At 70.3% G+C, this 12,862-nt stretch carries 14 protein-coding genes; 2 read left to right on the forward strand and 12 right to left on the reverse strand.

The genetic code is table 11. The features are described from left to right. Window positions 1-8: 8 nt before the first annotated feature. From QRM95_RS13535 to QRM95_RS13555, 5 genes are read right to left on the reverse strand one after another with little or no spacing between them, the layout of a single operon-like run. Window positions 9-485: a molybdenum cofactor biosynthesis protein MoaE gene (locus tag QRM95_RS13535; RefSeq protein ID WP_018763643.1), complete on the reverse strand. Its 477-nt coding sequence runs from the start codon at window positions 483-485 to the stop codon at window positions 9-11. Beyond that, a complete protein-coding gene (locus QRM95_RS13540; RefSeq protein ID WP_285248085.1) occupies window positions 475-1,005 on the reverse strand; it encodes a MogA/MoaB family molybdenum cofactor biosynthesis protein in 531 nt (176 codons plus the stop codon). Before QRM95_RS13540 ends, QRM95_RS13535 begins: the two co-directional genes overlap by 11 nt. Beyond that, on the reverse strand, window positions 1,002-1,493 hold the full coding sequence (moaC, locus tag QRM95_RS13545; RefSeq protein WP_285248086.1) for a cyclic pyranopterin monophosphate synthase MoaC: 492 nt from the start codon (window positions 1,491-1,493) through the stop codon (window positions 1,002-1,004). The genes QRM95_RS13540 and moaC overlap by 4 nt, the downstream gene beginning before the upstream one ends. Then, the gene (locus tag QRM95_RS13550; RefSeq protein WP_285248087.1) at window positions 1,481-2,746 is read right to left on the reverse strand and encodes a molybdopterin molybdotransferase MoeA; all 1,266 of its coding nucleotides are present in this window, start codon (window positions 2,744-2,746) and stop codon (window positions 1,481-1,483) included. Before QRM95_RS13550 ends, moaC begins: the two co-directional genes overlap by 13 nt. Before the next feature lie 23 nt (window positions 2,747-2,769). After that, the gene (locus QRM95_RS13555) at window positions 2,770-4,245 is read right to left on the reverse strand and encodes a molybdopterin-dependent oxidoreductase (protein WP_285248161.1); all 1,476 of its coding nucleotides are present in this window, start codon (window positions 4,243-4,245) and stop codon (window positions 2,770-2,772) included. Between the two features lie 256 nt (window positions 4,246-4,501). Between QRM95_RS13555 and moaA the strand changes: the two genes are divergently transcribed. Together moaA and QRM95_RS13565 are read left to right on the forward strand one after the other, a co-directional pair. Continuing rightward, a complete protein-coding gene (gene moaA, locus QRM95_RS13560; protein WP_285248088.1) occupies window positions 4,502-5,629 on the forward strand; it encodes a GTP 3',8-cyclase MoaA in 1,128 nt (375 codons plus the stop codon). 5 nt (window positions 5,630-5,634) lie between these two features. Further along, window positions 5,635-5,901 carry a MoaD/ThiS family protein gene (locus QRM95_RS13565; RefSeq protein ID WP_141181168.1) on the forward strand — a complete coding sequence of 89 codons (267 nt, stop codon included), beginning with the start codon at window positions 5,635-5,637 and terminating at the stop codon, window positions 5,899-5,901. A gap of 41 nt (window positions 5,902-5,942) precedes the next feature. Here the strand turns inward: QRM95_RS13565 and QRM95_RS13570 are convergent, their stop codons facing one another. From QRM95_RS13570 to QRM95_RS13600, 7 genes are read right to left on the reverse strand one after another with little or no spacing between them, the layout of a single operon-like run. Continuing rightward, window positions 5,943-6,848, reverse strand: coding sequence for an alpha/beta hydrolase (locus tag QRM95_RS13570; protein WP_285248089.1), 906 nt, complete (start codon window positions 6,846-6,848; stop codon window positions 5,943-5,945). Continuing rightward, a complete protein-coding gene (locus QRM95_RS13575; RefSeq protein ID WP_285248090.1) occupies window positions 6,845-7,522 on the reverse strand; it encodes a TetR/AcrR family transcriptional regulator in 678 nt (225 codons plus the stop codon). The genes QRM95_RS13570 and QRM95_RS13575 overlap by 4 nt, the downstream gene beginning before the upstream one ends. After that, window positions 7,519-9,153, reverse strand: a complete 1,635-nt coding sequence (locus QRM95_RS13580) for a class I adenylate-forming enzyme family protein (RefSeq protein ID WP_285248091.1) — start codon at window positions 9,151-9,153, stop codon at window positions 7,519-7,521. The genes QRM95_RS13575 and QRM95_RS13580 overlap by 4 nt, the downstream gene beginning before the upstream one ends. Next, window positions 9,150-10,379 carry a branched-chain amino acid ABC transporter permease gene (locus tag QRM95_RS13585; RefSeq protein WP_285248092.1) on the reverse strand — a complete coding sequence of 410 codons (1,230 nt, stop codon included), beginning with the start codon at window positions 10,377-10,379 and terminating at the stop codon, window positions 9,150-9,152. Before QRM95_RS13585 ends, QRM95_RS13580 begins: the two co-directional genes overlap by 4 nt. Then, on the reverse strand, window positions 10,376-11,251 hold the full coding sequence (locus QRM95_RS13590; RefSeq protein ID WP_285248093.1) for a branched-chain amino acid ABC transporter permease: 876 nt from the start codon (window positions 11,249-11,251) through the stop codon (window positions 10,376-10,378). The genes QRM95_RS13585 and QRM95_RS13590 overlap by 4 nt, the downstream gene beginning before the upstream one ends. Next, window positions 11,248-12,054, reverse strand: a complete 807-nt coding sequence (locus tag QRM95_RS13595) for an ABC transporter ATP-binding protein (protein ID WP_285248094.1) — start codon at window positions 12,052-12,054, stop codon at window positions 11,248-11,250. The genes QRM95_RS13590 and QRM95_RS13595 overlap by 4 nt, the downstream gene beginning before the upstream one ends. Continuing rightward, window positions 12,051-12,815: an ABC transporter ATP-binding protein gene (locus QRM95_RS13600; RefSeq protein ID WP_285248095.1), complete on the reverse strand. Its 765-nt coding sequence runs from the start codon at window positions 12,813-12,815 to the stop codon at window positions 12,051-12,053. Before QRM95_RS13600 ends, QRM95_RS13595 begins: the two co-directional genes overlap by 4 nt. Window positions 12,816-12,862 lie beyond the last annotated feature (47 nt).

Consider the following 12,862-nt stretch of genomic DNA (forward strand, 5'->3'; position numbering starts at 1 on the left):
AGCAGGCATCAGCCGTCCGCGCCGACCCATTCGACGGTGCCGTCGGAAAAGAACTGTTCCTTCCAAATGGGAACCTGCTCCTTGATCCGGTCCACCAGTTCCGAGCAGACGGCGAAGGCCTGGCCGCGGTGCGCCGCGGAGACCGCGCACACCAGGGCGGGATCGCCGATTTCCAGCATCCCGATCCGGTGCGCTGCCCAAATCCGGACGGGTTGCCGGACGGCGTCGCCGCCTGCGCCCGGCGCAGCGTCCTGCTCGGCAACCAGGCGGGCCACGACGTCGGCCATCACCTGGTGTGCCGTGGGGTGCGCACTGTAGCTGAGCCGCTCGACGGCCTTGCCGGCGTCGTGGTTGCGAACTACGCCGCTGAAGCTGACCACGGCGCCCGCGGTGTCGCTTTCCACCGCGGCGATCGCCTGGTCGACGGAGATGGGGTCCGCGCTGAGGACTGCCCGGACCACCTCGAATGCCGCGTCAGTGCCCATGTCCGCCTTCCAGCTGGTCGCAGAGATGCCCGATCACCGGGTCCAGGACGGTGAGCCCGTCCATGACGCCCTTGGGTGAACCGGGCAGGTTCACTATAAAAGTAGCTCCGGCTGCGCCAGCGTGGCCCCTGCTCAGGGCGGCCAGCGGGGTCTTGGCGGCGCCGGCCCGCCTGATGGCCTCCATGATGCCCGGAATCTCCCGGTCCAGCAGGGGCAGCGTCACGTCCGGAGTCCGGTCGTCCGGGCTCAGGCCGGTCCCGCCGCTGGTAATCACGACGGCGGGACGCTGGGTCAGGAGCGCCCTGATGGCGGCGCCCACGGGCTCACCGTCCGGGACCACCATCGGCGGAAAGACATCGAAGCCGTGCTCGGCCAGCCAATCGCTGATCACCGGGCCGGTCTCGTCGTCGTAGATTCCGGCTGCGGCGCGGGTGGAGGCGATCACCACGCCGGCTTTCCGTCCCTGGACGTCGCCGTGCCGGTGCGGCTCGGGGGCGCCGAGGGGGTTGGTGTTGGTCACAGCGCCCAGTCTCCGCTCTTGCCGCCGCTCTTGGCCAGCACCTTGATTTCCGTCAGCACGGCGTGCTTGTCCACGGCCTTGATCATGTCGTAAACGCTCAGGGCCGCAACGGACGCAGCAGTGAGGGCCTCCATTTCCACGCCGGTGACGCCGCGGGTCTTCACGGTGGACCTGATGGTGACGGTATCGGGGCCGAGGTCAAAATCGACGGTGACTTTGGCCAGAGGCAGCGGGTGGCAGAGCGGAATGAGGTCAGGCGTCTTCTTCGCGGCCATGATGCCGGCCACCCGGGCCACGGCCAGCGCGTCGCCCTTGGGCAGGCCGCCGGCCCCCAGGAGTTCCATGACCTCCGTGGTGGTCCGGACGGTAGCGGTGGCCGTGGCTTCCCGGGTGGTCTCGGCTTTGGCTGACACGTCCACCATCTGGGCACTGCCGTCCTGGCGCAGGTGCGTCAGGGCGGGGGTCTGTTCTGCGTTCACAGCATCCATACTTCCACCTGATCGCCGGCATCGAGTTCCGTGACGCCGGCGGGGACGTGGACCAGGACGTTCGAGCCCGCGAGCGCATGCATCAGGTGGGAACTCTCACCACCCTCAAGCCGGACGGTGCCGCCGGGCTGCAGGCTGCCCCGCCGGACCTGGTGCTTGTGGCCGGGGGACGTGAGCGGGTGGGCCAGACGTGCCCGCAGCGGCAGCCTGGCCGCCGGTGCGCCCAGGAGTCCGGACAGCGCGGGGCGGAGGAACATTTCGAAGGACACCAGGCAGCTGACCGGATTGCCGGGGAACCCGAGGAAAGGGACGTCGTCGAACGTTCCCAGGCCTTGGGGCCCGCCGGGCTGCATGGCCACGTGCAGGAAATCGACGGGCTGATCCACCATGGCCTGCCGCACCACTTCGTAGGCGCCCTTGCTGACCCCGCCGGTGGTGACAATGAGATCGGCGCCCTGGCCCTCGGAGCGAAGCAGGCCGCGCAGTTCATCCGGATTGTCGGTGGAGATACCGGCCCGCCGGACCGTGAGGCCGGCCTGCATCATGGCGGCTTCCAGGAGGGTCCCGTTGGAATCGTAGATCTTCCCGGGCGGGAGGGGCCGGCCGGGTTCCACCACTTCGTCCCCGGTAGTGACCAGCAGGACGGTGGGAGCCCGGTAGACCGGCACCTCGGCCAGGCCCAATGCGGCGAGCAGCCCCAGCTGGGCCGGCCCCAGGCAGGTCCCGGTGGCCAGGGCCAACTCCCCCGCCGCGATGTCGCTCCCGGCGGACCGCACGTACGTGCCGGGTCCGGTGGCGGGCAGCCTGACCGTGCCGCCCCGGCCGGGTTCCAGGAAGTGGTCCGGCACGGCCCGTTCAATGGGTACGACGGCGTCCGCCCCCGCCGGGATCACGGCGCCTGTCATGATGGGCGCGGCCGTCCCGGGTTCGAGCACGGACGGCTTTGATCCGGCAGCTACCGGGGGCATGGTCTCCAGGTCTGCGCCGCCGTCGGGAATGTCGCCGGAGTGGACGGCGTAACCGTCCATCTGCGAATTGGCGAACGGCGGCAGGCTGACGGGCGCTGCCACATCGGCCGCCAGCCCACGGCCCAGGGCCCTGCTCAGTGGGAGCGTTTCGGTGCGTCCCGGCGCACGGAGCGGCTGCAGGAGTGTTGCGACGGCGGCCGCGTGCTCGGCAACGGAGCGGGCGTGTTCATGCGGGTGCCGGGCACGGCTTTCCGGCGGGTGGCCGTGCGGGGTGGGGCTGGTCATGGGTACGCCTTCGGTCGCGGACTTCAGGATTTCACGTCCACTCTAACCGTGTGGAATCCTGTGGCACCGTCAGGTTCGGGCGGCCGCTCCGTTTCCTCCTGGGGTTTGCCCGTGAGGTCCGTGGCGCGGACCTGGACCTCGTACTGCCCCGGGGTGAGGTCCACTGCCAGTTTCCACTGGTACCAGGTGTCCGCTGACAGGCCCGCAGCGAGTTCGGCCTCGCGCCACGGCCCACGGTTGATCCTCAGCTCAACCCTCCCGATGCCGGTGTGTTGGGCCCAGGCCACGCCCGCGAAGACCACGGACCCTGCGCTGACCGGACGCCCGCTGCGGGGCACGTCGATCCGGGAGGACGTCTTGACCGGGCCGCGCTCGGACCAGCCCCGGGGGGTCCAGTACCCGGCGTCCTGCGCGAACGTGGTGACTTTGAGTTCGGTGACCCATTTGGTGGCGGATACGTAGCCGTAGAGTCCCGGGACGATCATCCGGACGGGAAAGCCGTGCTCGAGAGGCAGGGGTTCCCCGTTCATTCCGACGGCGAGCAGGGCGTCCCTGGTGTCGGTGAGGACCTCCAGGGGCGTCCCTGCCGTCCAGCCGTCCGTGCTCCTGGACAGCACCATGTCCGCTCCGGGGTGGGGGCCCGCCTGGGCCAGCAATTCGCGGACCGGCCAGCCCAGCCAGCGGGCGTTCCCGATCAGGTCGCCGCCCACGCCGTTGGACACGCAGGCGATGGTGATGTGGCGCTCCGTGAGCGGCTTTGCCAGGAGTTCCGCGTAGGACAGCTGGATCTCCCGGTCCACCATGCCGGTGACTTTGAGGGCCCAGTTGTCCGGGTTGACTGCCGGAACGGACAGCGCGGTGTCGATCCGGTAGAACTCCCGGTTGGGCGTCACCAACGGCGTCACTCCGGCAACGTCGAGGTCGGCGCCGGCCGGAACCGGCGGCGCCGGTGACGCCGGAACTGGCAGGGTGATCCGAGCCCTGGCGTCGCTGACGGCATTAGTTGCCCCACGCCACGCACCGGCCAGGACGCCTGCCGCCGCGGACACGGCCGCCGTGCCGGCCAGGGCCTGGAGGAAGCTCCGTCGGGAACTTCCCGGTCCGCCCGGTAGGGTGCCCGCGTTCCATTCGCGAAGCTTTCCGATCAGGAATCGCAGCAGCACCACGGCCACCACCGCGGTCACGAGCGGGAGCGCCACGGCGATCGGCGTCATTTGGGCGCGGGTGAGGACAGCCACGGCTCCGACGGCCCCGAAGATGCCCACCACGGCCGCACCCCGGTAGCCGCGGCGGAACTCCAGCACCCCCGCCAGCGAGGCCAGGACGCCGATGACCAGCGCCATGCCCGCCAGGAGGGCAGCCTTGTCCGCCGTTCCGAAGACGGAGACCGCCCAGTCCTTGACGCCCGGCGGGACGGCGTCGATGACCGCACCGCCAACGGCCGTCAGCGGCGACAGGGAAGGACTGGCAAATCCTGCGAGCAACTCCCCCAACGCCACGCCGCCGGCAACGGCGGCCAGACCCGCGGCGGCGGCCCACCTGCCCGTGGCGCGTAGGGCAGCCTTGTGCGGGGCGGGACGGTCCGGCTGCTCCCCAAGGCGCCCGCCGTCGTCGTCCGCCGCCTCCGAAACCCGGGAATTGTTCACACCTCCAGCATAGGTTTGCCACCGCCCGACGGCACTGGCCCGCAACTGTGACCGGCACCCGTGCTGTTACGGGTGTGATGGGCGGCTCAAGGTGGCGTAGCCTGAATCCATGACTGTCCAGCTAGGCATGCCGCAGCCGCGGGAGGAAGCAGCATCGGAGCTGCCCGGCGTTCCCGCACGCCGTCCCGCGGATGCACCGGACGGGCTGGTGGACCGCTACGGCCGCCGCGCCACGGATATGCGGCTGTCGCTGACGGACAAGTGCAACCTCCGGTGCACCTACTGCATGCCGGCGGAGGGCTTGGAGTGGCTCGCGAAGCAGGCCGTCATGTCTGCTGAGGAGATCGTCCGGATTGTCCGCGTCGGCGTGGAGCAGCTGGGGGTGCGGGAACTGCGGCTGACGGGCGGTGAGCCGCTGGTCCGGCACGACCTCGTGGAGATCATCTCCGCGCTGCGGAACAACCATCCGGACCTGCCCATCTCGATGACCACCAACGGTGTTGGCCTGGCCAGGAAGGCGGCCCCGCTCAAAGCGGCGGGGCTGACCCGGATCAATGTCTCACTGGATTCGCTGCACGAGGAAACGTTCGCCAAACTGACCAGGCGGCCGTTCCTGGACCAGGTCCTGGCGGGTGTGGACGCTGCGTGGGCGGCCGGCCTGGGTCCGGTGAAACTGAACGCTGTCCTCATGCGCGGCATCAACGACGCCGAGTCGCCGCAACTGCTCGCCTGGGCCCTGGAGCGGGGATATGAACTGCGGTTCATCGAACAAATGCCACTGGACGCCGACCATGGCTGGACCCGCCGCAACATGATCACCGCCGCCGAGATCCGCGACCTGCTTTCCAAGGACTATGTGCTCAGCCCCGATGCCCGGGCCCGTGACGGTGCCCCCGCCGAGCGCTTTGACGTCCGACGACGGGCGGCAGGTTCGTTGGAGGCTGACGGTCCGGTGCTGGGAACAGTGGGGATCATCGCCTCCGTCACCGAGCCGTTCTGCGCGGACTGCCGGCGCACCCGGATTACCGCCGAAGGCAAAATCATGAGCTGCCTGTTCTCCCGCGAGGAATTCGACCTGCTGGGCCTGCTGCGCTCGGGCGCAACTGATGACGAGCTGGCGCAGCGGTGGCAGGATGCCATGTGGCTCAAGCCAAAGGCCCACGGCATGGACCACGTGGGATTGGACGCTCCGGACTTCGTCCAGCCGGACCGCAGCATGAGCGCCATCGGGGGCTGACCGGAATGCTTGTACGTTACTTCGCTGCCGCACGCGCCGCCGCCGGGCGTGAGGAAGAAAAGTTCGACCTGCCCGACGGTGCCACGGTCGCCCATCTCTTGGAGGCTGTGCTGGGGGTACCCCGCGCCGAGCCGCCGGCAGGCACTCCTCCGCTCGCTCGGCTCCTGTCCCGCAGCAGCTTCCTGCTCAACGAGGTGGCCGTCCGGGACCAGTCAACGGTTCTTGGGGCCGACGACGTGGTTGACGTGCTTCCCCCGTTCGCCGGCGGGTAGGGCCACGGCCCACAGCTGGAGGGCCGGGCCCTGCCTGCCGACTAGTTCGCGGCCAAGGCCACCCGTACGCGTTCCGCGACCGCGGCGGCCCCGGCCTGGCCCATGATGATCGTGTAGTGGTTGACATCAGGCACCTCCCGGACCCGCAGGATGGGAAGTTTCGCGGCCCACGACTCGAGGTAGCCGGGGGCGTACAGGCCCGCAGGTTCGTTCAGCAGACCACGCGGGGCCCGCAGCACTTCCGCATCGACGGCGAGGCTGTCCAAGGCTTGTAGCAGCGAGGCACCCCGGTGCAGGTCTGCTGTATCTTCTGCCATGGCCTCGTACCGTGTGGCAGGCCTGAGCCCGGGTTCTTCCCCGGTGAGGTCATAGTCCACATAGTCCTCCACGAAAGGCCCCCAGTCGGCGCTGAAGGCAGGGTGCTTCCGCCAGAAGGACCGGTACACTTCGCGGCTGGGGAAGGTGCTGTTGAGGCGCTCGGCGGCGGGTCCAAGGACGGCCGAGATGACTTCCGCGTCGGAAAGGCCTGCCGGGACCTGGAGGGGCAGGCCGCCGTCCACCAGCACCAGCGAGCGGACCCGATCCGGGAAGCGACCAGCGAGGACCACCGACGCAAACCCGCCCATCGAGTGCCCCACCACCGCCACGGGGCCGTCGGCCAGTTCCGCCAGGACGGCAGCGAGGTCTTCTGCGTGCGACGCCATTCCGTACGGGCCCGGAAGCGTGTTGCTGCGGCCGCGGCCGCGCAGGTCCGGCGCGATGATCCGCACGTCGGGCAGCGCCTCGGCCAGGTAGGCCCAGCACTTGTGCGACGCGGTCACGCCGTGGACAGCCAGGATCGTCGGGGCATTCGGATCATCCGGGCCCCAGACCGCGGTGTGCAGCGTTCCGCCGCGGACGGCCACATCCATGGTGCGGTAGGTTTTCCGGCCGGCTGTTTGGGTCATGGGTTCGTCCCTTCCTGGGGCGGTGCGGGGTTGGAGGTGGGGGTGTTGCCGGTGCCGGGAGTGGGCGCCAGGCCACGTTCGATGAACTGCATCATTTCCTCAAAGACTTCCTCTGGCACTTCGGGCCGGGCTCCCTCGACCGGCGGCGCTCCTTCCTCGTCCCAGAGGACCCAGCGCATGCCGATCAGTTCACCGATGCCCATCAGGGCCCAGGCGGCGACCGTGGGGTCCATGTCCCGGACCTCCCCCGCGAGCTGGGCGGACTTCAGGCCCTCGATGTAGCCGTTGACGATCCGGGTGTAGTGCAGGCGGAGGGCACCGGGCGAGACGAACTCGGCCTGGCGGATGATCCGGTACAGCGCGGGGTGCTCGGCGGTGAAGCGGAAGAAGGCCCGGAAGCCGGCCCGTTCGGCGTCGATCCGGTTGCCGGCGCTGCGGGCGGCGTCGGTCATGGCGTGCCGGACCCGGCGGTTGAGGTCCTCCACCACCTCGTCGAAGATGGTCTGCTTGCCGTCGAAGTAGAGGTAGAAGGTCCCCAGGCCGACGCCGGCGGCCTCGGTGATTTTGACGATCGAGGCGTCGTGGTAGCCCACCGACGCGAACACGGCCTCGGCGGCCTCGAGCAGCTTGGCGCGGGTGCGGGTGCCGCGGGCGGTGCGGGGTGCGGTGCTCATCGACCGCCTCCCGCTGCCAGGCCGTTTCCGGCTGTGGAACGGTCCCCCATGCGGCCGGAGAAGTCCTGGCGCAGCTTGGCGCGGAGCACTTTGTTCAGCGCCGTCCGTGGCAGGCCCGGCACCATCTCGATCCTTGAAGGGACCTTGAAACGGGCCAACTGTGAACTGCAGTGTTCCAGCAGCTCCTGTTGGTCGGTGAAACTGCCCGGCCGGACCACCACGAAGGCGAGTCCGCTCTCGCCCCAGCGCGGGTCCTCGACGCCGACGACGGCGGCCTGCGCCACCGCCGGGTGGGCCAGGAGGACGGCCTCCACTTCGGAGGGCGAGACGTTCTCGCCGCCGGAGATGTAGATGTCCTTGAGCCGGTCCACCACCCTGATGTACCCGTCGGCGTCGCGCTCGACCAGGTCGCCGGTGTGCAGCCAGCCGTCGGCGAGGACCGCCGCAGTCGCGGCCGGGTCGCGGAAGTAGCCGGCGAAGACGCCGGGGCCGCCCACCAGGAGCTCGCCGGCGGCCGCGCCGTCGAGGATCTCCCCGGTGGTGGGATCGGCGACCGCCACCTCGACGTGCGGGTAGGGCTTGCCGGAGTAGCCGATCATCCGCTCTGCGTCCTGGTTGGGCAGGCAGAGCACGTTGGGCGACGCCTCGGTGAGGCCGTAGCCCTGGCTCAGCGCCACCCCCTTGCGGTGCCAGATCCGCAGCAGCGGCGCGGGCATGGGAGCCCCGCCGACGACGGCGTGCCGGAGGCCGCCGAGTTCCGCGGCGGCGAAGTCGGGGTGCTCGGCCAGCATCAGGTACTGGGTGGGCACGCCCATCAGCATGGTGACGCCGCGTTCGTCGATCAGCTGCAGCACCCGGCCGGGATCGAAGCCGCGCTCCAGCACCACCGTGGCCCCCACCCACCAGGCCAGCAGCGGCTGGATGTTCCAGCCGCCCACATGGAACTGAGGGAGGACGGCCAGGACCACGTCGCTGCTGCCCATGTCCAGGGTGCGGGAGAGCGAGAGGTTGTTCCAGAAGCAGTTGGCGTGGGTCAGCACGGCGGCCTTGCTGGGCCCCTCGGTGCCGGAGGTGAAGATCATCAGCAGGGCGTCGTCATCCTGCACGGACTGCCTCGGGAGCTCCGCCGGCGCCAGGGCGATCCGGGCGGGCGGCGGGACGGACTTCTCCACCCCGCCCGGGCCCAGTGCCGCGGTCCGCGGCCGGTGTGCGACCAGGGCGCAGGCGGCGGCGCCCAAGGAGTCCAGGTCCGCCTCGACCAGCACCAGGTGCGGCTCCGCGAGTTCCAACTGGGCGGCCAGTTCCCGGGGCGAGAGCCGCCAGGACAGGGGCACCAGCACCAGGCCCGCCTTGGCGCAGGCGAAGAACGCCACCACATGGTCGGTGCTGTTCCCGGTAAGGCTCGCCACCCGGTCCCCCACCCGGTACCCGGCGGCGCGGAACCCCTCGGCCAGGGACGCGGCGCGGCGTTCCAGTTCCAGGTAGGTCAGGGCGCAGCCACGGTCATCGATCGCGACCCGGTGCGGGGTGGCGTGGCTGCGGTCCGTGGTCCAGCGGCCCAGGGTGTGGAGCCCGTCCCCGCGAACATAGCCTGCGATGGGCACCGCGGCGGAATCCGTGTCTCTGGTCATGCTGCGTCCTCCAGGATCTCACGCGGCGTCTCGGTGCCGGCGGCGGTGCCGCCGTTCCGGCCGCGGCGCCGTTGCGCCAGCCGCTCCGCGGTCCCGGCGATGCCGCCCGGGAGGAAGAGCACCACCAGGATGAACAGCGTGCCGAGGATGAACAGCGGCTCAGACAACGGTAACCGCAGGATGTCCGGAAGGCCCTTGACGGCCTCGGAGTTGGCCAGCGCGGTGAGCCGCTGGTCCAGGATGGTGTAGAAGACCCCGCCGATTACGGCGCCCCAGCGCGAGCCGACACCTCCGAGTACCACCATGACCAGCAGGGTGATGGTCAGGTCCGAGGAGATGGCCCGGGGCACGGCGCCGCTTTGCAGCAGCAGGAACACCATGCCGATCACGCCCACCAGAATCGCGGAGACCACGAAGATCAGCAGCTTCACCAGGTACGGCTGCAGGCCCAGGACGCGGACCCGGAGTTCGTTCTCGCGGACCGCGGCCGCGGTGTGGCCGGCCCGGGAGGACTGCACCCAGGTGACGATGATGAAGACAACCACCAGCACGGCCAGCGCCAGCCAGTAGAGGTTCCGGGTGTTCACCACGCCCACCAGGGCCTCGGGCAGGTTGTCCGTGCGTAGGGTCAGGCCCTCGTCGCCGCCGGTCCGGCCGTCCGGGTTGCGGCCAACGATCACCGAGCCGGCCTGGGCGAAGGCGAGGGTGACCATGGCGAAGGGGATGCCGCCGACGCGGAGGCTGATGCTGCCCACCACGTGCGCCAGCACGATCACGACCAGCAGGGTCAGCCCCATGGCCGGCAGCAGCGGGATCTCCAGGTTCTTCAGGATGATCGCGAGCCCGTAGACGCCGGCGCCGAAGTAGAGGGCGTGGCCGAAGGAGAGCAGCCCGGCGACGCCGAGGAGCAGGTGGTAGGTCAGGGCCGCGGCGGCCATCAGCATGCTCATGGCCAGCAGCTGCAGCGAACCTGGCGTGTAGCTGGGGCCGGGCAGGATCCCGGGCAGGGACAGGTTCAGCAGTGGCAGGAGGACCAGGAGCAGGACCCCGGCCAGGCCCGCGGCCCAGCCGGCAATCCGACGGCCGGTGATGGAGCGGACTCCCCTGCCCCGGCCGGTGCCGCCGGGCGTGCCCGAGGTGCGTGCGCCGTCGTCGTTGGCCGCGGCGGCCTCCCCGCGTCGCAGGCGCTCGGTGGTCGTCTCGGTGTTGCTGCCGGTGGTGGTCATGCGGTTCTCCCAAGCAGGCCGGTGGGGCGGACGAGCAGTACGACGCCGAGGGCCAGCACCACGACGAAGTCGCCGGTGCCGCCGAGGTAGAAGTTGGCGAACTGCTGCAGGACGGCGACGGCGATGGCGGCGATGGCCGCGCCGGTCAGCGAGCCGAGCCCGCCGATCACCGTGACGATGAAGGCGAAGATCAGCAGCGAGCCGCCGAGCATCGGTGAGACGTAGCCGAAGTAGTGCGAGGCGAGGACGCCGCCCAGTCCGGCCGCGGCGCCGCCGATGGTGAAGACCAGGGTGAACGCCTTGCGGACGTCGATGCCCAGGGCGGTGACCATGGAGCGGTTCTCGACGCCGGCGCGGATGATCATGCCGTAGCGGGTCTTCTTCAGGAAGAAGACCAGGGCCAGCAGCACCAGAACGGCCGCGAGGATGCAGACGAACCGGTCGTTGGGGACCCGGGCGCCCAGGATGTCGGTGGTGTCCTTGAACCAGGCCGGTCCCTGGATGAAGACCGGGTCGGTCCCCCAGATGCCGTCGAACAGGGCGACGGTGGCCAGTGAGAGGCCAAGGGTGACCAGGACCTGTTCGATGTGGCGCTGGTAGAGGCGCCGGATCAGGACGAACTCGGTGAAGGCCGCGAACGCGGCGCCGGCGGCGGCACCGATCAGCAGGGAGACCAGGAAGATCCCCCAGTTGTCGGATCCGGCGCGGCGGGCGATTTCCCAGCCGGTGAAGGCGCCGAGGGTCAGGAAGGCCCCGTGGGCGAAGTTGAGCACGCCCATCAGGCCGTAGATCAGGGACAGGCCGGCGGCGACGAGGAAGTACAGCGCCCCGAGGCCGAGGCCGGTGAAGAGCAGGAGGATGACGGTACTCACTGGGCGGCACCTTTCACGGCAGCGTGGGAGGCCTGGTCCGCACCGGGGTGCGGGTGGTTGGAGACGCCGAGGTGGCGCTGGATCAGGGCGGCGTCGTCGAGGAACTCCTGTGCCGGGCCGGTGTGGACCACGCGGCCGCCGGAGAGGACGACGGCGTCCCCGGCGAGCTGGCGGACCACCTGGAGGTTCTGTTCCACCAGCAGGATCGGCACGGTCCGGGCGGCCTCGGCCAGGGTCTCGGCGACCTCGCCGACGATCTTGGGGGCCAGGCCCTTGGTGGGTTCGTCGACCAGCAGGACCTTGTTCGTGTTCAGCAGGGCGCGGGCCAGCGAGACCATCTGCTGCTGGCCGCCGGAGAGCGTTCCGGCCATCTGGCCGGCACGGGCCAGCAGGTCTGGGAAGAGCTCCTCGACCAGCTGGCGGCGCGGCGCGGCGTCGCGTTCGGCCAGGCGCAGGTTCTCGGCGACGGTGAGCTTGGAGAACACCTCGCGGTCCTCGGGGACGTAGCCGACGCCGCGCTGGATGATCCGGTAGGTGGGGTCCTTGTCGATCCGTTCGCCGTCGAGCGTGACCGCCCCGGAGCGGTCGATCAGGCCGATGATGGCCTTGATGGTGCTGGTCTTGCCGACGCCATTGCGGCCCAGCAGCGCGGTGATCCCGGCGGCCGGGACGGAGAACGAGACGTCCTCCACCACCTGCTGGCCGGCGATCTTGGCACTGAGGCGGTCCACGGTGAGGATCGGCGTGACGGGGCCTGGGGCGGCGCCCGGGGTTTCGGGGCGGGGGTCCGCGGCGGGGCTCATACTGGTTCTCCGAGGTAGGCGCTTTGCACGGTGGGGTTGGCCATGACGGCGTCGGGGCTGTCCAGGGCCAGCAGGCTGCCGTGGTGCATCACGGCCACCCGGTCCACCAGGCCCAGCACCACGTCCATGTGGTGCTCGACCATCATGACCGTGCAGCCGCGGTCCCGGTGCATCCCCCGGATGATGGCGGTGAGGGACGGGACGTCCCCCGACGCCACCCCGGCCATCGGCTCATCGAGGAGGACGACGGCGGGATCCATCGCCAGCAGCACGGCGATCTCCACCTTGCGCTTCTCGCCGTGCGAGAGGTCCCCGGCCGCCGTCGTGAGCTGGCCGCTGAGTCCCACCTCGGCGATGGTGCCCAGGGCGATCCGGGTGGCCTCGTCCGAGGAGCCGGGGAAGCGCAGGATGTTCAGGCTTCCGCCGAGCTTGGCCTGCGCGGCGAGCCGGACGTTCTCCAGGACGGAGAGCCGGGGAAAGAGGTTGGAGGTCTGGACGGTCCGGCCCAGCCCCGCCCTGGCCCGGCGGTGGATCGGCTCGTTGGTGATCGGCCGTCCGTTCAGGGCAATGCTGCCCGCGGTGGGGCGCAGCACGCCGGAGATCAGGTTGAAGAGGGTGGTCTTGCCGGCGCCGTTGGGGCCGATCACGCCGATCATCTCGCCGGCGTTGACGGTGAAGCCGACGTCCTGGAGGATGCGGGCGCCGCCGATCTGCAGGCCGAGGCCGTCCACCTCGAGGGCGGGCGTGGCTGGGGTAGTCATACGGGTCCTTTGTTCTGGCTCGCAGGCCGGTGCGGCCGGGCCGGGGC

This window comes from Pseudarthrobacter sp. efr-133-R2A-89 (assembly GCF_030209315.1).
Taxonomy (GTDB): domain Bacteria; phylum Actinomycetota; class Actinomycetes; order Actinomycetales; family Micrococcaceae; genus Arthrobacter.